We start from the raw sequence: 19,888 nt of genomic DNA, 5'->3' as shown, positions 1-19,888 counted from the left end.
GGTTCTTCAGGTGAGTTGAGCCGGCTAGCGGAACACTGACGGCGGCGGCGCCGGTGAGGCGACCGCCACGGCGTCCGTCACCGGTACGGCGCCGCCCGTGAAGTCGGTGAGTTCGCGGCCGTGTTGGAGCCGGCCGGGGTGCGGGTCGGAGGCGGCGCGCCGGGTGAGTTCGGCGAGCGGCAGCGGGTGGTCGGAGGCGACGAGGACGGCGTTGCCGAACCGTTTGCCGCGCAGCACGGTCGGGTCGGCGATCAGCGCGAGTTCCGTGAACCGGGCGGCCACGGTGGCGATTTGACCGCGGAGATGGGCGAGCGGGGGGCCGTCGGCGAGATTGGCGGCGTAGATCCCGCCCGGCCGTAGCGCGCGGCGCACCTCGTCGAGGAACTCGGTGGAGGTGAGGTGGGCGGGTGTCCTGGCCCCGCTGAAGACGTCCGCGACGACGAGGTCCGCCCAGCCCTCGGGCAGTTTCGCGAGTCCCGCGCGGGCGTCCGCGGAACGCACCCTGATCCGCGCGTTGGGGTCCAACGGCAGCTCGCGGCGGACCAGTTGGACGAGGGCCGCGTCGAACTCGACGACCTGCTGGGTGGATCGGGGGCGGGTGGCGGCGACGTACCGGGCGAGCGTGAGGGCGCCGCCGCCGAGGTGCACGGCCTGGATCGGCTTGCCTACCGGGGCGGTGAGGTCGATGACGTGGCCGAGGCGACGCTGGTACTCGAAGGAGAGATACGCCGGGTCGTCGAGGTCGACGTAGGACTGCGGTGCCCCGTCGATCAGCAGGGTCCAGGCCCGTGCGCGGTCCCGGTCGGGTATCAGCTCGGCGAGCCCGCCGTCGACGGCCTCGACGACGGCTTCGGCGGAGCCGGCACCACCTCGCCGGGTGTTCCTGGACTTTCCCATTGGCCCATTATCGGGGGGCGGGGGTGGTCCGGCGCGTCCGGCTTCAGTGCTGGTCGCTCAGCGACAGCCGTCCGCCGCCTCGATCAACCGGGCCGCCTCGTCCAGCGCGGCCCGCAGGACCGCCGGGTCGGTCGCGAGGTCGGCGTCGCCGGGGGGCAGCAGCCAGTCGGAGCCTTCGACCGGGGGTTCGGGGTCGGGGGCGAGGCTCAGGCCCCGGCCGTTGGTCTCCGTGCAGGTGCTGCCCGGGACGTCCCAGGCCGCCGCCGTGCCCGGCGGGACCAGGAAGCCGAGGGTGTCGCCGCCGTCGTCGTGCAGCACGGGGCCGACCCCGTCGCCGGCGCCGCGCCGCAGGATGTCGACGGCCTCCAGTCCCTGCCGCGTCGGCACGGTCACCAGATCGCAGGCGGAGTCCGCGAAAGGCGGCGCACTGCACTCCGCGCTCGGCATTCGAGGATCGACGCTCTGACTGGTCTCCATCCCGGTCTCCACCACGGAACCCCTCCTTGGACGAGCGGGTCGGGAGTCGGGTGGCTCCCGGATCCATGGAGTTCAACGCGTCGAAGCGTCAACGGCTACGGCACAAGTCCGCCGCAAAGGATGGCAGTTCATGGCAGATCCCGGATGAGATATCCGGTTTGTAGCCAAACCCTGCGTGGCGGGTCGTGCACAGCAGGTACGTTCTTGCCCGCTGGAAACAGGGCGTCACTCACACAAGTCACCCTGAATCCGGCATGGTTCGACGGTTCGCACGAGAGGACCCGGCCATGGCGTCGTCAACGGTGCCCCTGCCCCAGTTCCCCCAACCACCGAGACCCAATCTCGCCTTCCGGCGGCTGCGCGGACAGCGCTCACCGGCGGAGTTCGCCGCGGCCGTACGCCGATCCGCCCGCGAGATCGGCGAGCGGGTCAGCTGCGACGCGCGCTACGTCGGCCGCGTCGAGGCCGGTGAGATCCGTTGCCCCAACTACGCGTACGAACGGGTGTTCCTGCACATGTTCCCCGGCCGCACGCTCGCCGACCTCGGCTTCGCGCCCCGCTCGTCCGTGCGCGGACGCGGGGCGCGAACCGCCGAGGACACGCCCCCCGCACACCTCACGAGCCCGGGCTGCACCCCGGGTGAGACGGGTGGGGCGGATGAGACGCAGGGGGCGTACGAGCCGTATGACACACCGGACCCGTACGACACGCACGAGAACCACGAGAACCACGAGAACCACGAGGAGAGCGACGTGCTGCGTCGCGCATTCATGAGGGGCGGCACCGTCACGGTGGCCGCCGGCACGCTGGGCCCGCTGGGGCTCACCCTGGACGCCGTGGCAGCGGAACGTTCCGTCCGCCGTCCCGGTACGAGCGAGGCGGGCGCCCTGGAAGAGGCCGTCCGCAGAATCCGGCTGCTCGACGACCGGCACGGCGCCGACGGCCTCTACCGGCGCGCGGCGGCCCCGCTGCGCGCCGCCTACGCCCTGCTCGACGCGGGCACCACCCGGCAGTCCGTCGCCGAGCGACTGCACTCCGGAGCCGGTGAACTCGCCATCTCGGTGGGCTGGCTGGCCCACGACTCCGGCCGCTTCGACGACGCCCGCTCGCACTACGCGGAAGCCCTCGCCACCGCCCGCATGACCGGCGACGCGGGCCTTGAGGCACACGCCTTCTGCAATACGGCGTTCCTCGCGCGGGACGCCGGACGCCCGCGCGAGGCGGTACGCGCCGCACAGGCCGCGCAGCGCGTCGCCCGCGCGGTGGGCTCCGCCCGGCTCATGTCCCTGCTCGCGTTGCGCGAGGCGGGCGGCTGGGCGGGGCTCGCCGACCGCACGGGCTGCGAACAGGCGCTGGCCCGTGCGCAGGCCCTCTACGAGCGGGGCCACTCGGACGCCGACCCCGAGTGGATGAGCTTCTACGGAGAGGCCGAACTGGAGGGTCTTGAGGCGCAGTGCTGGTCGACGCTGGGCGACTGGCCGCGGGCTTCACGGCACGCTCGGCGTGCCGCCCAGCTTCAGGATCCGCACTTCACGCGGAACATCGCGCTGTACACGGCGGAGCTGGCCGACGATCTCGCGCGCGGGGGGCGGCCCGACGAGGCGGCGACCGCGGGGATGCGGGTGCTTGATCTGTTGGACCTGGTGCAGTCGTCGCGGATTCAGACGATGTTGGCGGGGACTGCGCGGGTGTTGTTGCCTCATCGGCGGGCTTCGGGGGTTTCTACGTTTTTGGAGAGGCACTCCAGTCTGCCTCGGACGGCTGCGTAGTTTTTTACCTGCGGCCGGTGGGGGCTGGGCGCGCCCACGCGGCGGAGCCGCAAATCGAGACAGCCCCGCGCCCCTAAAAGCCTGCTCTTACGCGGCTAGATGTCCTAGGTCGTTCCAGCTCTCTATCGCCGGTTCGCCGTATGCCCAGCCCAGTACCGACAACGACGTCGGGTTGAGGCGTATCCGGGACGCGAAGTCGATCGGGAGGCCCAGCCAGCGGGCGCCGATCGAGCGGAGGATGTGGCCGTGGGCGAAGACCAGGACGTCGCGGTCCTCGGCGCGGGCCCAGGAGACGACCTCGTCCGCGCGGGCGGTCACTTCCGCGATGGTCTCCCCTTCAGGGACGCCGTCGCGCCAGATCAGCCAGCCCGGGCGCAGGGCCGCTATCTCCTGCGGGGTGAGGCCCTCGTAGGCGCCGTAGTCCCACTCCATGAGGGTGTCCCACTCGGTGGCGCGGTCGCCGAAGCCGGCGAGTTCGCAGGTCTCACGCGCGCGTGCCAGTGGACTGGTGCGGACTTCCACCCCGGGGAGGCCGTCCAGCGGGGAACGGTGCAGTCGCTCGCCGAGCACCTTGGCGCCGCGTCGGCCCTCTTCGAGGAGCGGGACGTCGGTCCTGCCGGTGTGCTTCCCGGACAGCGACCATGCCGTCTGTCCGTGCCGGGCCAGCAGGATGCGCGGTGCCATGGGGGACCTTTCCGGGAGATGACCAGAGGCGGGTCATTCCATCATCGCGCACCCTGGAGAAGGGCAACCCGGGGGGCGATCTCTGCGTCTTTGAGGTCCGGGGCACCCGAAACGGGGCGCCCGCATACGCCGTAAAGTGTCCCGACCGAACACCGGCGAGCCGGAGTACCGGGCACCGCACCAGGAGAGAAGGGGGAGGGCGATCGGATGCCGCAGACCGAGACACCAGGCATCGAGGCGGACCGGCGAAGCCGGCTGCGCTGGTGGACCGAGCTGCCGCTGATCCTCATGGTGTACGCCTCGTACTCGGCGGGCCGCCTGCTGGCCAGGGGCGACACGGCCAGCGCCGTGGACCACGGGCTGGCGATCCTGCGTATCGAGAAGTTCCTGCACATCAACGCCGAGCACCCGCTCAACCGGCTCTTCACGCGCGAGGCCTGGCTCGGCATCCCGGCCGACTTCTGGTACGCGTCGCTGCACTATCTGGTCACGCCCGCGATCCTGATCTGGCTGTTCCGGTCACGTGCACAGGTCTACCGGGCGGCCCGTACCTGGCTGATGACATCCACGTTCATCGGCCTGATCGGCTTCACCCTGCTCCCGACCTGCCCGCCCCGGCTCCTCTCCCCGGACTACGGCTTCGTCGACACGATGGCCAAGTACAGCTCGTACGGCTGGTGGGGCGGCGAGGCGAGCGCGCCGCGCGGCCTGGGCGGGATGACCAACCAGTACGCGGCGATGCCGAGCCTGCACTGCGGCTGGGCGCTGTGGTGCGGAGTGATGCTGTGGCGTTACGGCGGCACGCGGCTCACCAAGGTCCTCGGTGTCGCCTATCCGCTGCTGACGGCGATCGTGGTCATGGGCACCGCGAACCACTACCTCCTCGACGCGGTCGCGGGTGTGGTCGTGATGGGGCTCGGGTTCCTGCTGGCGCCGCAGGTCATGAAGGGCGCGGACCGGATCAGGGCGCGGTTCGCGGGGCGCGGCTCACTCGTCGCGGCCAGCTCCCGTGACGCCGCTCCGGGCGCCTCTCTCGGCACAGAAACCTCAATTGTCAGTGGTGGATGCCAGACTTCCCCGGGTGAACGAATTCCACGGCAGCGCGAGTCGCAGCTCGGTACCGGAGCCGAGCCGGGTGCCTCTCCCACGGACGCGGGGGACGGCGCTCCGGCACCGGCTCGCTGAGCTGCGCGGCCCGGACGTCCCGGCCAAGGCGCTGGACGCGCGCGCCCTGGCGGCCCTGGCCGCGAACCCGGGCTGCGAGCGGCGGGCCATCCTGGACGGCGCTGGGGTGAACAAGGCGGTGCTGGCCGACGCGCTCGGCTCGCCGTCCGCCTTCGGGCAGTCCCAGTTCGCCTTCATGCGGGGCAACGCGTTCGAGGCCCGGGTGAAGGCGGACGGCGGCGCGGAGCTGCTGCGGCTGGTGCACGAGAAGTTGGACGCGGGCGCCGAACCGCCGACCCGCGCGCATGTGCCCGAGCTGTCGGCGGTCGGCCCCGAGGGGCGTGCGGCGCGTACGGCGCTGGCGCTGCGCGAGGCGACCGAGGCCGCCGCCTGGACTCTCCTGGACCACCCGATGCTCGCCCTGGACGTGGCGGGCTCCCCCGCGTTCCTGGAGCCGGACGCGGTGGTCGTGCACCCGGACGGCAGTTGGACGGTCGTGGAGATCAAGTCCTTCCCGATGCTGGACGGTTCGGCGGACCCGGCGAAGGTCGGCGCGGCGGCCCGCCAGTCGGCGGTGTACGTGCTGGCCCTGGAGGAGGTCGCCGCCCGCCTCTCTCCGGTCCCCCGGGTGCACACGCGCGTGCTGCTCGTCTGCCCGAAGGACTTCTCCAACCTGCCCACCGCGTCCGCCGTCGACGTCCGCAAGCAGCGCGCGGTCACGGGACGCCAACTGGCCCGGCTCACCCGCATCGAGGACATCGCCGACACCCTCCCCGAGGGCACCTGTTTCGCCCCCGACCGCCCGGCCGCCGAGCTCACGGCCGCCGTCGAGTCGGTCCCGGCGGCCTACGCCCCCGAGTGCCTGGCCGCCTGTGAGCTGGCCTTCCACTGCCGCGACCGCTCCCGCGCGTCCGGCGCGGTCACCGCTCTGGGGCGTTCCCTGCGTGCCGAGTTGGGCGACCTGACCACGATCGGCGAGGTCCTGGCGGCGGCCCACGGCGAGTCCGGCGACCCGGACGACCCGGCGGTGGCGGCGCTGCGCAGAGCGGCCGAGTTGCGGGCCGAGGCGCTGGCGGGCGTGTCGGCGCCTGCCCCGGAGGGTGCCGTATGTCGCTGATCACCACCCTCGCCCGCCTGGAGGCCGTGAGTTCCGGCCGGGCCCAGCCCACCGCGACCGTCCGCCACCGGCACCTCTCCGAGCACCCGCTGGTCCTCGTGCCGCTCACCACCGCCGGTGAGGCCGGCGCGCCCCTCGGTGCGCTCGTCGGCACGGACCGGGACGCGCCGCGGCTCCTCGTCGTACCGCAGCCGCGCGACCGTGACCTCAGGTTCACGTTCCTGGCCGAACTCGCGGACGTGGTCCTGCCGTACATCGACACGTTCGCCGAGGACGTGGAGGCCGCCGAGCGCAACGAGACCGATCCGGAGACCGGCAAGCGGGTCAAGGTCGAGGTCGAACTGTGCGCGGACGCCCCGCAGTTGATCGTGCCGAGCCGCCCGGGCATCGAGCTGGTCCGGCTGCTCGGGCGCTCGATGCGCTTTCGCCGTACGGCCGAGCAGGACCCGGAGACCCCGCATCCCGCGCCCCCGCACGTGCCGTTGCTCGGGCGCTGGCTGACCCACTACGGGGAGCGGGCCCGGGTGCCCGGCTCCGCGCTGCTGCTCGCGCTCACCGAGGTGCTCGGCCGGCACTGGGCCACCGGTCAGTCCAGCCTGGAGGACCAGCACCTGGGCGCGCTGCTCGCCTGGATCGACCCGCCGGACGGCGTCTCCGGTGCCGAGGCCGCGCTCGAAGCGGAGCTGCGGCGGGACGCGCAGGGCCAGTTGGTGTGCCCGCCGGCCGGTCCGGCCACGGACCCGGCGTTCGACAACAAGCTGCTCGCCCCGGCCATCGAGCGCTACGACCGCGCGCGTACGGCCCTCGCCGCCGCCGAGGACGGCCTGGAGGCCGACGACCGGCTCGGTGAACTCACCGCCGCCGAGCGGGAGATCAGGGGCCTCGTCGAGAGCCGCACCCGGCCCACCTGGGACGCGGTGTGGCGCGGGCTTGACCTGCTGCGGGCGTTGCCGGAGGGCGCGCACACCGTCGACCGGTGGACGCGCGACCGCTGGTCGTTCACGGGCCACCGCGACCGGATCACCGCCGGTGAGCCCCCGCAGCCGCGCCGCGACGACGCGGTGACCGCGGCCAACAAGCTCGCCACGCGCGAGCGCGAACAGGCCCGGCTGGACGCCCAGGAGGCCCTGGACGACCCGCTGATGATGGCCGGGCGGCGGCTCGCCGGGGAGGCCTTCGCGGGCGAGGTCACGGATGTGGTGATGGCGTACAGCGAGGGAAGGAGTCCCCGTCCGCGCCCGCTGGTGACCGTGCGGACGGACGACCGGCCGCATCTCGGAGAGCGGGTGAAGGTGTTCCGGTCGCTGGGCGGCAAGCCGCAGTCGGCGGAGTTCGTGGGCCACGAGGAGGACGGCGCCCTCGTCGTCCTCCGGGTCGTCGACAAGATGGGCCGGGGCAAGGAGCCGGACGTCGGTTCCGTGCCGGAGAAGGGCGACCGGATCTGCTTCACGCTCTTCGAGCACGAGCAGCGGGGCGGGGCGAAACTGCCCGACCAGGAGGACACACCGTGGACGCACGGCGGCCCGCCCGGCGAGGAGATCGCCGTACAGGAGTCGGCGGACCCGGTGACCGAGGAGGACGTCCTGTGAGCGCGCACACGGCTTTCGACCCCGGTGCCGAGGCCGGCCGGGCCACCGACGCGATCCTGCGCGACACCCTGCACGGCACGGCGCGCGGAGTGGTCGTCGATTCCCCGCCCGGCGCCGGAAAGTCCACGCTCGTCGTCCGCGCGGCGCTCGAACTGGCCGACGCGGGGCGCCCGTTGATGGTGGTCGCGCAGACCAACGCCCAGGTCGACGACCTCGTCGTGCGGCTCGCCGAGCAGAACGGCGAGCTGCCCGTGGGCCGCCTCCACAGCAGTGACGCGGACCCGTACGACAAGGCGCTGGACGAGCTGCCGAACGTGCGGAAGTCGGCGAAGGCGGGTGAGCTTGCCGGGCTCCCGGTGGTCATCTCGACGGCGGCCAAGTGGGCGCACGTCAAGGTGGACGAGCCGTGGCGGCACGCGATCGTCGACGAGGCGTACCAGATGCGCTCGGACTCGTTGCTGGCCGTGGCCGGGCTGTTCGAGCGGGCGCTGTTCGTGGGCGACCCGGGGCAGTTGGACCCGTTCGCGATCGTCGGCGCGGAGCAGTGGGCGGGCCTGTCGTACGACCCCTCGGCCTCGGCGGTGACGACCCTGCTCGCGCACAACCCCGAACTGCCGCAGCACCGCCTGCCGGTGTCCTGGCGCCTCCCGGCCTCGGCGGCACCCCTGGTCTCGAACGCGTTCTACCCGTACACCCGTTTCCGCAGCGGCACGGACCACGGCGACCGGCGGCTCAACTTCGGTGTCCCGTCGGACGGTTCGGGCCCGGACCGGGTGATCGACGAGGCCGCCCAGTCGGGCTGGGGCCTGCTGGAACTCCCGGCCCGCCACACCCCCCGCACAGACCCGGAGGCGGTGCGCACGGTGGCGACGGTCGTACGACGGCTGCTGGACCGGGGCGGCGCGGCCACGTCGGAGCGCGCGCCCGACCCCACCCCCCTGACCGCCGACCGGATCGCGGTCGGCACCGCGCACCGGGACCAGGCGGCGGCGGTCCGCGCGGCGCTGACGGAACTGGGCGTCACGGACGTCACCGTGGACACGGCGAACCGGCTCCAGGGCCGGGAGTTCGACGTCACGGTCGTCCTCCATCCCCTCTCCGGCCGCCCCGACGCCACCGCCTTCCACCTGGAGACGGGCCGCCTGTGCGTCCTCGCCTCCCGCCACCGGCACGCCTGCATCGTGGTCTGCCGGGCCGGGGTGAGCGAACTCCTGGACGACCACCCGTCGACGGAGCCGGTGCAGCTGGGGGTCACGGTGAAGTTCCCGGACGGGTGGGAGGCGAATCACGCGGTGCTGGCGCATCTCGCGGAGCACCGGGTGGTGTGGAGACCGTGAACCGGCGTTCCGGCGCCGGGCCGGCGGGCGCCCGGACGCCTGCCCGCCGGACGGAGTCCGGCACGCCGCCGGAGGCGGCCAATGGACACAGCCCGGACGGGTGGGAGGCGAACCACGCCGTGCTGGCGCATCTCGCGGAGCACCGGGTGGTGTGGAGACCGTGAACCGGCGTTCCGGCGCCGGGCCGGCGGGCGCCCGGACGCCTGCCCGCCGGACGGAGTCCGGCACGCCGCCGGAGGCGGCCAATGGACACAGCCCGGACGGGTGGGAGGCGAACCACGCCGTGCTGGCGCATCTCGCGGAGCACCGGGTGGTGTGGAGACCCTGACGGCTGGGAAGCCCCTTTCAGGCGCCGGATCCCGTGCCTCGGTGGTATGCCCGGGGCCTCTTGCGCGGTCGGGAGACAATGGACGGTGGTCCGGCTCGTGAGGCGGGTCATCCATGACGTACGAGGAGGAGAAGACATGGCGGAGCACACGCCGCGTCGCAACGAATCGCGGCTACGCCCCGCGCCCCTGCTCTTCGAGCCCGCGCAGGCGGCCGAGGATCCGGAGCACTTCTTCGACCTGGAGTCGATGGACGATCCCCGCGCGCTGCTGGCGCGGGCGACGGAGCTGACGCACGCGTTCCGCGCCGCGACGGACCGCGCGGTGGAGTTCCAGGCGATCGCGGCGGCTCAGCTCGCCGACCCGCGCCGGTTCGACCGGCTGACGCCGGCGGACATCGCCGAGCGGGCCGGGTGGACCGAGGACTACGCGAAGAAGATGGTCGAGTTCGGGCGGGATCTGCTGCGCGGCACCGAGGGGCGGGACAGCGGGGCCGTCGACCCGGTGTGACCTGTGGGGCAAGAGCACGGGCAAGAGCGCTCTTGGCATATGCCCGGCGGGCAAGATACTCCCTCCCGCCCCCTCCTGTCCCGATTTCGGACAACTCTCGGAGAGCGCGCGCTCACGGCCGGTAGATCTGTTCGCCATGAGCCGCACACCGGACGACCCCTTCGCCGACCGCTTCGACATCTCGGACGTGACCCCGGACGGTGCCGCCTGGCTCGCCTCGGCAGGAACGTATCCGCGGAGCACGCTCGCCCTGTGGCGGGAGCGGCCGGACGCCCCGGTCGTCCTGCCCTGCGGCTCCGCCTTCGACGTGGTGACCGCTCCGGCGATCTTCGGCCGCCGTATGGTCGACCGCTTATGGGACGAGGGCCCCGGCTCCGGGCCGGTCGCGACGTACCGGGGCCGGATGCTCCTGTTCGCCACCCCCGGGACGGCTCAGCGGCTGCCCTCGCTGCTGGGCTGGGAGGAGTGGGGCACGGATGCCGCGGAGCGTGGCCGTACGGAGTCCGTCCCGCCGCTGCTGTGCCACGGCAAGGGCGACGCGGTGACCGTCCCGGCGCTGGTCGGCGCGGCCGATCCGGCGCCGTTCGACTCTCGCTGGCTGGTCGCTCCCGACACGCGTCGGCCCTGGCTCCCCGGCGCGGAAATCCTGCTCTGGGCGGCCGTGCGCGCCGCCCGCGCGACCGTGCGCATATCGATTTTTCCTCCCCGGGATCAGGATGCTAAGGTCTACGACGTCAGCAGGCGCCGCTAGCTCAGTTGGTTAGAGCAGCTGACTCTTAATCAGCGGGTCCGGGGTTCGAGTCCCTGGCGGCGCACCTGTGAAGGGCCCCTCGCGAGAGCGAGGGGCCCTTTGACGTACCCGGCATTCAGGGGCTGTCCCCCGGCGTGATGCTCACCGTCCACGCCCCCGAGTCCGTCCGCCCTTCCACCGCCACCCGTACGTCGTCGCCGGGCACGGTGAAGGTCTCGCCGAGGGCGACCGGGGCGTCGGCGAGGGGTGGGTAGACCGAGGTCTCCCAGCAGGCCTCGGTGCGGGGGTGGGCGTCGACGACCTCGATCGGGCCGTTTCCGGAGGCCGCGCCGTCGCGTACCCGGTAGACGAGGATGCCCTGTTTGCAGGCCGTGCTGTCGTTGCCGACGGGGCTGCGGGCCTCGAAGGCCAGCGCGCTGTCGGTGCCGGTGCGCACCACGGCCAGCTTGACGCCGAGGCCGAGTCCGAACGCGGGCGATCCGGCGTTGCCGGCCGTCGGCGGCTCGGCGGCGAGCGGTTCCAGGGTCAGCCGGGTCGGCCCGGCCCCTCGTACGCACACCACCTGGCGCGGATCCAGCCAGCCCAGCTTCCACTTGTGCCAGGCGAACAGGTCGGGGGCCAGGCCGAATTGACTGCCCATCAGATCCCAGTCGCCGACATACGTGTCCCAGTCGCCCTTGCCGTCCACCGGCCGGTGGTAGAGGTCGGGCAGGTCGAAGACATGGCCCGTCTCGTGGGCGAGGACGAGCCGGTCCGGCGGGTGCTTCTCGAACACCGTGACGACCCGCCGGATGTCCGTGCCGTCGGCCCGCAGCGGGGTGTCCAGGTTGACGACCTTCGTCGCGTCCGAGTCCACCCCGGGCGCGTCCGGATCGGCCACGAAGTAGACGACGTCGTAGCGGGAGAAGTCGACCTCGGGGTCGGCGGCGGCGAGTGCGTCGCGGAGGTACGCGGCGCGGTTCACCGGGTTCCAGTCGCGTTGTATGGCGTACGACGTCGACGGCTTCGGCATGCGGATCCACGTCCGCAGTGGGTGCGGGCGGAGCGTGAATCTGCCGTAGGAGGCGCGTTCGTAGAAGCGGGTGGTGGCCGGGAAGTGGTCGGCGGCCAGTTCGGCGGGGGTGGTGCGCGGGGTCGCGTCGGGGAACGAGAGGAAGATCATCACCGCGTCGAGCGGGCGGACCGGGCGCGGGTAGGCGGCGTTCCAGGTGTCCAGGCCCTCGGAGTGGTGGGCGTCGGTGCGCTTGAGGGCACAGGGGGTGGACGAGAAGGGCTCGGCGACCGACTGGCTGGACATGATGGAGGTCGCGGCGAGCGCGGACATCGTGGTGAACACGGCCGCGGTGCTGCGCAGCCGGGGGCGCGTCCGCCACTGGCCGAGCCCCTTGAGCGCCGTACGGGAGAGCCCCTTGAGGGGGAGCTGACACGGCACGTTGGACCTCCGGGAGCGGTTCGCGGGACACCGACACCCAGCCTGTGATGGTTTGTTGGGGTATGCCTCGTTTATCTGCACCAGATGAGTGAGAGGGACGCCTGGGACGGCTGAGACACGCCCGGGCCGACATCCGGAAACACTCACGGAACGTCACATGTGGTCGGCCATTTGGCGAACCCGTCCAGGTGCGGGCGGAATCGATCTGCCGGAACGGGCCGTTGTTCCGGGACACTGGAGAGTGGCTGGAAGGGCCGGGGGCCACCCTCTATGATCGGCACACTTTCCTGCACGGACACGGCACGGCGGCCCCCTACCCGGTCGGCCATCCCGACGAGACCCATCCGAAGATCGAGTGCACTGCGGGAGCGAGCGGTGAGCGGAACGTCCGAAGGGCCGGCACCCGCGGCAGACCTCATCCGGCCGGCCGTAACAGAGAGTAAGGGCGAGGCATCGCCTCGTATGAGTCTTCCCGCCGACGGTCGGCTCGGGTCCGCCTTCTCCGCGTCCCCCCTCGCCATGGCCGTCGTGGACCGCGACGGGCTGGTGGTGAGCGCCAACGACACGTTCGGCGCGCTGCTCGGCAAGGGCGGTGCGGCCCTTGCCGGGCTGGTCGCGGCCGATCTGGTGGATCTGAGGTCGGACGCCCGCACCTGGCACGCCTACCGCGAGGTGCTGCGCGGCCGGCAGGCCAAGTTGAGCCGCACCCGCCGGGTGAAGCACCCCGACGGGCACTCCCTGTGGGTGCAGGTGACCGCGGCGCCGCTGCCGGCCGCCGAGCACGGGGTGCTGCTGTCACTCACCGACATCAGCGACCGCCGTGAACTCCAGGCGCGGCTACGGCACTTGGAGATGCACGACCCGGTGACCCGGCTGCCCAACCGCACCCTGTTCTTCGAGCGGCTCTCGGCCGCGCTGGACGCGGAGTCGTACGAGCAGGGCGGCACCGGGCGGATCGGCCTGTGCTATCTGGACCTGGACGGCTTCAAGGCGGTCAACGACACCCTCGGCCACCGGGTCGGCGACCGGCTGCTGGCCGCCGTGGCGGAGCGGCTGACGCGGTGCGCGGACGAGGCGGGCCTTGCCCGGGCCACCGCTCCGCTGGTGGCCCGGCTGGGCGGGGACGAGTTCGCGCTGCTCGTCGAGGACTCGACCGGCACCGACCAACTGGCCGATCTCGCCGAGTCGGTGCTCAAGGCGCTGCAGGCGCCGTTCAACCTGTCCGGGCAGCGGCTGTCGCTGTCGGCGTCGATCGGCGTGGTGGAGCGGCAGGCGGCCGGTACGACGGCCACCGGTCTGATGCAGGCCGCCGACACCACGCTGTACTGGGCGAAGGCGGACGGCAAGTCCCGCTGGACGCTGTTCGATCCGGAGCGCAACGCGCACCGCATGACCCGCCAGGCGCTGGCCTCCACCCTCCGTCCGGCGATCGAGCGGGGTGAATTCACCCTGGAGTACCAGCCGTTGGTGGGCATGGAGAACGGACGGCTGCGCGGGGTCGAGGCGTTGGTGCGCTGGAACCACCCGCAGTTCGGCATGCTGACGCCGAATCGGTTCATCGGACTGGCCGAGGAGGACGGCTCGATCGTGCAGCTCGGCCGCTGGGTCCTGGTCACCGCCTGCCGCCAGGCCCGCCGCTGGCAGCTCGACCACCCGGACGAGCCGCCGATCTTCGTGAGCGTCAATGTGGCCGTACGGCAGGTGTGGGACTCGGACCTGGTCGCGGATGTGGCGGAGGTCCTGGCCGAGACCGGACTCGCCCCGCATCTGCTGCAGTTGGAGCTGACCGAGTCGGCGGTGATGGGCTCGGCGGGCCGACCGCTCCAGGCCCTCCAGGCGCTGAGCGACATGGGCGTGCACATCGCCATCGACGACTTCGGCACGGGCTACTCGAACCTGGCGTACCTGAGCCGACTGCCCGTCTCCGTCCTGAAGCTGGACGGCTCCTTCGTGCGGGGCTTCCAGTACGAGGGGGAGGGCGTCCCGCCGAACCCGGCCGACGAGGTCATCGTCGAGGCGATGATCCAACTCGCCCACCGGCTGGGCCTGTCGGTGACCGCCGAGTGCGTGGAGACCTTGTCACAGGCGTCCCGGCTGCGCAGGATCGGCTGCGACACCGGGCAGGGGTGGCTCTACTCCCGCCCGGTGGCGCCGGATCGTATCTCCGAGTTGCTGGGCACGAAGGCCTGTAATCAGGCGTCCTGACCGACCGTCAACTCGTAGGCGTCGGCGATCAGTTCGTACGAGCGCAGCCGCAGGTCGGCGTTGTGGGCGTGGGACGTGAGCATCAACTCGTCGGCGCCCGTGCGCTTCTGGAGGTCGTCGAGGCCGGAGCGGACCTCGTCGACCGTGCCGTGGATGACGTTGGCGTTCCAGGAGGTGATGAACTCCCGCTCCATGGGGCTGAATTCGTACGCCTCGGCCTCCTCAGGGGTGGGCACGAGTCCCGGGCGGCCGGTGCGCAGCCGGACCATGTTGAGGGCGGCGGCCAGCACCTGGCGGCGGGCCTCCTTCTCGTCGTCGGTGGCGAGGGCGGAGACACCGATCAGGGCGTACGGCGCGTCCAGCACCGCGCTCGGCCGGAACGACTCGCGGTAGAGGTCGAGGGCCGGGACCGTGTTCTGCGCCGAGAAGTGGTGGGCGAAGGCGAAGGGCAGGCCGAGCATGCCGGCCAGCCGGGCGCTGAAGCCGGAGGAGCCGAGCAGCCAGATCGGGGGGCGGTGCGGGGACTGCACGCCGCCGGGCGAGGTGGCCTGGATCGGGCCGGGGACCGCGTGGATACGGGCGTAGGGGTGGCCGCTCGGGAAGTCGTCGTCCAGGAAGCGGGTGAGTTCGGCGAGTTGCTCGGGGAAGTCGTCGGCGCCCTCGTTGAGGCGCTCGGTGCGGCGGAGGGCGGCGGCGGTGGCGCCGTCGGTGCCGGGGGCGCGGCCGAGGCCGAGGTCGACGCGGTTGGGGGCGAGCGCCTCCAGGGTGCCGAACTGTTCCGCGATGACGAGCGGGGCGTGGTTCGGGAGCATGACACCGCCCGAGCCGAGGCGGATGCGGTCCGTGTGGGCGGCGAGGTGGGCCAGGATCACGGCGGGCGAGGAGGAGGCGACACCCGGCATCGAGTGGTGCTCGGCGACCCAGTAGCGGTGGAAGCCGCGGGCCTCGGCGAGCTTCGCGATGCGCACGCTGGTACGGAGCGCGTCGGTGGCGGTGCGGCCGGCGCCCACGGTCACCAGGTCCAGTACGGAGAGGGGGACGGGGGCGGTGCCCCGCGCCGTACCCCGGATCTCGTCGGTCGCGCTCCGGACCTCGTCGTCTGCCGCCACGGTGGGTGCCTCCTGTTGTGAGCTGTGCGGTGTCTGGTCGGACTAACAGGAGGCTGTCTCCGCTTTATTCCCCGGGGCGTGCCCCCTGCGCGGCACCAGGAGAACTCCGGCCGCGACCGCGAGCAGGACCACTGGGAGCGCCATCGCCAGATGGAGACCGGCCAGGGGTGACGAACCGACCGTCATCAGGGCCGCCGTGGCCGCCGCCCCCAGGACCGAACCCAGTTGCCGGACCGTGTTGTTGACGCCCGAGGCCGCTCCGGCCAGGTGGGGCGGGACACCCCGCATGGCCTCGGTCGACAGCGGGGCGATCATGCAGCCGGTGCCGAGGCCCATGAGCATCAGGGGCAAGGTGAGGGTCAGGGCGTGGGCGCCGGGGTTCGCCAGGAGGAGGGCCGCGGTGAGGCCGGTGGCGAAGGACAGGAGCCCGGCGAGCAGGACGCGACGGCCGCCGATCCGGTCGCTGAGGCGGCCCGCGTACGGCGAGACGAGCAGGGAGACCAGTGGGGACGGGGCCAGGGCGAGGCCGGCGTGGATCGCGCTGAGGCCGAGCTGCTGCTGGAGGAAGAGGCTCAGCGGGAGGACCGCGCCGATCAGGGCGGCGCCGATCGCGCCCATCAAGGTGGTCATGACGGTGAAGCCGCGGTCGGTGAACAGGGCGAAGGGGATGAGGGGTTCGGCGTCCTGGCGGCGGGCCTGATGACGGAGGAAGAGGGCGCCGAGGGCCAGGGAGCAGGCGGCGAGGGTCCAGATCCCGGGGTTCCAGGAGTAACGGTCGCCTTCCATCAGGGCGAAGGTGAGCCCGGTCAGCGCGGTGCCGGAGAGCAGGACGCCGGGGAGGTCGAGGCGGTGGGCGCGGCCGGTGCGCAGGTCGGGCACCCAGCGGAAGGTCAGCACGAGGACCAGCAGGCCGACGGGGATGTTGACGAAGAACACCCAGCGCCAGCCGACCGTGCTGACGATCAGGCCGCCGAGAGTGGGGCCGGAGAGGGTGGCCACGCCGGCGACCGAGCCCCAGATCCCGAGGGCGGTACCGCGCCGGGCGGCGGGGAAGGTGGCGACGATCAGCGCCATGGTCTGCGGGGTGAGCAGGGCCGCGCCGAGCCCTTGTACGACCCGGGCCGCGATGAGCGTCGTAGGCCCGGCGGCCAGGCCGCAGGCCGCGCTGGCCAGGGTGAACAGGGCGGTTCCGGCGGCGAACAGGGTGCGCTGGCCCTTCATGTCACCGAGCCGGGCCGAGGTCACCAGGAGGGCGGCGAGGACGAGGGTGTAGCCGCTGACCATCCACATCACCTGGTCGAGGCCCGCGTGCAGGGAGCGCATCACGTCGGGGATCGCGATGTTGACGATGGTCATGTCGAGGAGGGTCATGAAGAACCCGAGGGAGAGCGTGGCCAGGACGGCCCAGGGGTTTCCGCGCAGCTTCGGCGTGCCTGTCGTCGTCGTGCCTGTCGTCGTCGTGCCTGTCGTCGTCGTGCCTGTCGTCCGTGTCATCCGTGTCATGACGAGAAACATATACATCAGATCTAGATGCATCAAGATGAGATGCATCTCTTTCTGATATACCTGTGGTCATGAACGTCGACGATCTGTTCCTGCTGGGCGTCCGCCTTCAGAAGATCGCGGAGTCCGCCATCCCGGCCGAGGGCATCGGCGACCACCCCACCAGTACGCGTACGGTCCTGATCGTCGCCGCCGACATCAGGGACCACCCCGGCACCACGGTCACCGAGGTCGCCCGGCGCACCGGACTCGTACAGAGCCAGGTCTCCAACTGCGTGGCCCGGCTGCGCTCCGCCGACGCGCTGGTCACCGAGCCCGACCCGGCGGACGGCCGCCGCACCCTGCTGCACACCAGCCCCGAGCCGTCCCCGCGCATGGCGGCGGTCCGCGAGGCCCCGATCGCCCCGGCGCTCGCCGCCGCCACCGCCGACCCCGGCGAGGCGCTGGCCCTCCTTGAACGGCTGAACGCGCTGCTGAAGCCGACCGACTGAACACCCGAGTCCCGTACGGCGGTCCGTACGGGCGTCCGTGTTGACGAAGGTGGGTTCGAGTGCGAGCGTGGGCGATCCGCGCATGTCAGACAGCCGCGCCCCGGTTGTCCTCCGCGAGAAACGGCTCCGCATGACCGCAACTCCCGCCGCCCTGCCCACCCTTCTCGTCCTGGACGCCGACCCGCTCCCCCGCCTCGGAAAGCTCACCGGCCGCGTGCGGGTGCAGCACGCCGACGCGTCGACACTCGCGGAGCAACTGCCGTCCGCCGACGTCCTGTTGGTGTGGGACTTCACCTCCCGGGCGGTGCGCTCTGCCTGGCCGGGTGAGGGCCCGAGACCGGGCTGGGTGCACACCGCCAGCGCGGGCGTGGACCATCTGATGTGCCCCGAACTCGCCGACTCCGACACGGTGGTGACGAACGCACGCGGGATCTTCGACGATCCGATCGCCGAGTACGTCGCCGCCCTCGTCCTCGCGATGGCCAAGGACCTGCCGAGGACACTGGACCTCCAGCGCGCGCGGACCTGGCGGCACCGCGAGGCACAGCGGGTGGCCGGGACCCGGGCCTGCGTGGTGGGCTCCGGGCCGATCGGGCGGGCGATCGTCCGCGTTCTCAAGGCACTTGGCGTGACGACCGCACTCGTGGGCCGCACCCCGCGCACCGGGATCCACGGCCCCGGCGAACTCGACCGCCTGATGGCCCGCGCCGACTGGGTGATCTCGGCGGCCCCGCTCACCGACGAGACGCGGGGCATGTTCGACGCCCGCCGGTTCGGCTGTATGCAGCCCTCGGCCCGTTTCATCAACGTGGGACGCGGACAGCTCGTCGTGGAGGACGCGCTCGCGGAGGCGCTCACCAAGCACTGGATCGCGGGCGCCGCACTGGACGTCTTCGAGACCGAACCCCTCACCTCCGACAGCCCGTTGTGGCAGGTTCCGGGGCTGATCGTCTCCCCCCACATGAGCGGCGACACCGTCGGCCGACTGGACGAACTCGGCGCGCAGTTCGTGGAGTTGTACGAGCGCTGGGCGGCCGGCAAGCCGCTGCGGAACGTGGTCGACAAGAAGCGCGGGTACGTACCGGGTCACTGAACTCCCCACTCTGGAGGGCCGGATGACGACCGAACTCACCGAGCTGACCGCCGTGGAACTCCTGGACGGCTACCGCAGAGGGGAGTTCAGCCCCGTGGAGGCGACCCGCGCGACCCTGGAGCGGGCCGAGGAGATCCAGCCCGCCGTGAACGCGTTCGTACGACTGGACGCGGAGGGCGCGTTGGCGCGGGCGGCCGAGTCGGCGGAGCGCTGGCGGCGCGGCGAGCCGTCCGGGCTGGTGGACGGGGTGCCGGTCACGGTGAAGGACATCCTGCTGCAGCGCGGCGCCCCGACCCTGCGCGGCTCCAGGACCGTTGCGGAGCAGGGCAGTTGGGACGAGGACGCGCCCTCGGTGGCCCGGCTCCGCGAACACGGCGCCGTGTTCATCGGGAAGACGACGACGCCGGAATTCGGCTGGAAGGGAGTGACGGACTCCCCGCTGTCGGGCGTCACCCGCAACCCGCACGACCCCTCCCGCACGGCCGGCGGTTCAAGTGGCGGCAGCGCGGCGGCCGTTGCCCTCGGCGCGGGCCCGCTGTCACTGGGCACGGACGGCGGCGGCAGCGTCCGTATCCCCGCGTCCTTCTGCGGGATCTTCGGACTGAAGCCGACGTACGGCAGGGTGCCGCTGTATCCGGCGAGCGCGTTCGGCACGCTGTCGCACGTCGGCCCGATGACCAGGGACGCGGCGGACGCGGCGCTGCTGCTGGACGTGATCGGCGTCCCGGACGCCCGCGACTGGTCGTGCCTGGACCGCCCGCCGGGATCCTTCACGGAGGCGCTCGCGCACGGCATACAGCGCCTGCGGATCGCGTACTCCCCCTCCCTCGGCGGCCAGGTCGCGGTGCGTCCGGCGGTCGCGGCGGCGGTACGGCGGGGCGTGGAGCGGCTGGCCGCACTCGGCGCGTACGTCGAGGAGACCGACCCCGACCTCACGGACCCGGTCGACGCCTTCCACACCCTGTGGTTCAGCGGGGCGGCCCGCGGGACCCAGAAACTCGCCCCGCGGCAACGGAAGTTGCTCGACCCCGGACTGCGGGAGATCTGCGCCGCAGGGGCGGGCATCTCCGCGCTGGACCACCTGGCGGCAGTGGACGTCCGCGCGGAACTCGGCCGCCGCATGGGCCTGTTCCACGAGCGCTACGACCTCCTCGTCACGCCCACCCTCCCCATCACCGCGTTCGAGGCGGGAGTCGAGGTCCCGAAGGGCTCCGGGCACCGCCGCTGGACCGGCTGGACCCCGTTCACATACCCCTTCAACATGACCCAGCAGCCCGCCGCCACCGTCCCCGTGGGCAGCGACGGGGACGGGCTGCCGATCGGGATGCAGATCGTGGCGGCCCGGCACCGGGACGACCTGGTGCTGCGGGCGGCGCACGCGCTGTTCGGAATCCGGGGCGCATAACCCGTTTGCGATCGGGTAGCCGCGCGCCC

17 protein-coding genes and 1 tRNA gene are annotated in these 19,888 nt (G+C 72.4%); 12 read left to right on the top strand and 6 right to left on the bottom strand.

Annotation, left to right across the window (positions count from 1 at the left end):
* Positions 1-24: 24 nt before the first annotated feature.
* Positions 25-897 carry a spermidine synthase gene (locus ACIBJH_RS19070; RefSeq protein ID WP_399117993.1) on the bottom strand — a complete coding sequence of 291 codons (873 nt, stop codon included), beginning with the start codon at positions 895-897 and terminating at the stop codon, positions 25-27.
* A gap of 57 nt (positions 898-954) precedes the next feature.
* Positions 955-1,389 (bottom strand): hypothetical protein, encoded by a 435-nt coding sequence (locus tag ACIBJH_RS19065; protein WP_399117992.1) that lies wholly within the window; start codon positions 1,387-1,389, stop codon positions 955-957.
* A gap of 272 nt (positions 1,390-1,661) precedes the next feature.
* Between ACIBJH_RS19065 and ACIBJH_RS19060 the strand changes: the two genes are divergently transcribed.
* Positions 1,662-3,143: a hypothetical protein gene (locus ACIBJH_RS19060; RefSeq protein WP_399117991.1), complete on the top strand. Its 1,482-nt coding sequence runs from the start codon at positions 1,662-1,664 to the stop codon at positions 3,141-3,143.
* A gap of 87 nt (positions 3,144-3,230) precedes the next feature.
* On the opposite strand, the gene ACIBJH_RS19055 is transcribed toward ACIBJH_RS19060, so the two are convergent.
* Entirely contained in the window at positions 3,231-3,827 is a 597-nt protein-coding gene (locus ACIBJH_RS19055; RefSeq protein ID WP_399117990.1) for a histidine phosphatase family protein, read from the bottom strand.
* A gap of 207 nt (positions 3,828-4,034) precedes the next feature.
* Between ACIBJH_RS19055 and ACIBJH_RS19050 the strand changes: the two genes are divergently transcribed.
* The 7 genes from ACIBJH_RS19050 to ACIBJH_RS19020 all read left to right on the top strand — a co-directional run bounded on the left by ACIBJH_RS19050 (position 4,035) and on the right by ACIBJH_RS19020 (position 10,685).
* Positions 4,035-5,012 carry a phosphatase PAP2 family protein gene (locus ACIBJH_RS19050; protein WP_399117989.1) on the top strand — a complete coding sequence of 326 codons (978 nt, stop codon included), beginning with the start codon at positions 4,035-4,037 and terminating at the stop codon, positions 5,010-5,012.
* Positions 4,963-6,108, top strand: coding sequence for a hypothetical protein (locus tag ACIBJH_RS19045; RefSeq protein WP_399117988.1), 1,146 nt, complete (start codon positions 4,963-4,965; stop codon positions 6,106-6,108). The genes ACIBJH_RS19050 and ACIBJH_RS19045 overlap by 50 nt, the downstream gene beginning before the upstream one ends.
* Positions 6,099-7,697 (top strand): hypothetical protein, encoded by a 1,599-nt coding sequence (locus ACIBJH_RS19040; RefSeq protein WP_399117987.1) that lies wholly within the window; start codon positions 6,099-6,101, stop codon positions 7,695-7,697. The genes ACIBJH_RS19045 and ACIBJH_RS19040 overlap by 10 nt, the downstream gene beginning before the upstream one ends.
* Positions 7,694-9,034, top strand: coding sequence for an AAA domain-containing protein (locus ACIBJH_RS19035; RefSeq protein ID WP_399117986.1), 1,341 nt, complete (start codon positions 7,694-7,696; stop codon positions 9,032-9,034). The genes ACIBJH_RS19040 and ACIBJH_RS19035 overlap by 4 nt, the downstream gene beginning before the upstream one ends.
* Positions 9,035-9,498: 464 nt before the next feature.
* Positions 9,499-9,870: a hypothetical protein gene (locus ACIBJH_RS19030; protein ID WP_359607811.1), complete on the top strand. Its 372-nt coding sequence runs from the start codon at positions 9,499-9,501 to the stop codon at positions 9,868-9,870.
* Between the two features lie 136 nt (positions 9,871-10,006).
* Positions 10,007-10,621: a bifunctional DNA primase/polymerase gene (locus ACIBJH_RS19025; RefSeq protein ID WP_399117985.1), complete on the top strand. Its 615-nt coding sequence runs from the start codon at positions 10,007-10,009 to the stop codon at positions 10,619-10,621.
* Positions 10,612-10,685: transfer RNA gene (locus tag ACIBJH_RS19020), tRNA-Lys, on the top strand. Before ACIBJH_RS19025 ends, ACIBJH_RS19020 begins: the two co-directional genes overlap by 10 nt.
* 51 nt (positions 10,686-10,736) lie before the next feature.
* Here ACIBJH_RS19020 and ACIBJH_RS19015 read toward each other — a convergent pair.
* Positions 10,737-12,053, bottom strand: a complete 1,317-nt coding sequence (locus tag ACIBJH_RS19015) for a M6 family metalloprotease domain-containing protein (RefSeq protein ID WP_399117984.1) — start codon at positions 12,051-12,053, stop codon at positions 10,737-10,739.
* Between the two features lie 375 nt (positions 12,054-12,428).
* Between ACIBJH_RS19015 and ACIBJH_RS19010 the strand changes: the two genes are divergently transcribed.
* Positions 12,429-14,258, top strand: coding sequence for a putative bifunctional diguanylate cyclase/phosphodiesterase (locus ACIBJH_RS19010; protein WP_399117983.1), 1,830 nt, complete (start codon positions 12,429-12,431; stop codon positions 14,256-14,258).
* Here the strand turns inward: ACIBJH_RS19010 and ACIBJH_RS19005 are convergent.
* Positions 14,246-15,367 (bottom strand): LLM class flavin-dependent oxidoreductase, encoded by a 1,122-nt coding sequence (locus ACIBJH_RS19005; protein ID WP_399117982.1) that lies wholly within the window; start codon positions 15,365-15,367, stop codon positions 14,246-14,248. The two genes, ACIBJH_RS19010 and ACIBJH_RS19005, sit on opposite strands and share 13 nt — an antisense overlap.
* A gap of 42 nt (positions 15,368-15,409) precedes the next feature.
* Positions 15,410-16,870: a DHA2 family efflux MFS transporter permease subunit gene (locus ACIBJH_RS19000; protein ID WP_399117981.1), complete on the bottom strand. Its 1,461-nt coding sequence runs from the start codon at positions 16,868-16,870 to the stop codon at positions 15,410-15,412.
* 71 nt (positions 16,871-16,941) lie between these two features.
* On the opposite strand from ACIBJH_RS19000, the gene ACIBJH_RS18995 reads away from it, so the two are divergent.
* The 3 genes from ACIBJH_RS18995 (at position 16,942) to ACIBJH_RS18985 (ending at position 19,859) form a co-directional block, all read left to right on the top strand.
* Positions 16,942-17,361, top strand: a complete 420-nt coding sequence (locus ACIBJH_RS18995) for a MarR family transcriptional regulator (protein WP_399117980.1) — start codon at positions 16,942-16,944, stop codon at positions 17,359-17,361.
* Between the two features lie 130 nt (positions 17,362-17,491).
* A complete protein-coding gene (locus ACIBJH_RS18990) occupies positions 17,492-18,454 on the top strand; it encodes a D-2-hydroxyacid dehydrogenase (protein WP_399117979.1) in 963 nt (320 codons plus the stop codon).
* A gap of 22 nt (positions 18,455-18,476) precedes the next feature.
* The gene (locus tag ACIBJH_RS18985; protein WP_399117978.1) at positions 18,477-19,859 is read left to right on the top strand and encodes an amidase; all 1,383 of its coding nucleotides are present in this window, start codon (positions 18,477-18,479) and stop codon (positions 19,857-19,859) included.
* Positions 19,860-19,888 lie beyond the last annotated feature (29 nt).

The sequence above is a fragment of the Streptomyces sp. NPDC050548 genome (genome assembly GCF_044457385.1).
Classification (GTDB): domain Bacteria; phylum Actinomycetota; class Actinomycetes; order Streptomycetales; family Streptomycetaceae; genus Streptomyces.
The sequence above is the reverse complement of the archived record's forward strand: the minus strand, read 5'-3'. Positions and strand labels throughout refer to the sequence as shown.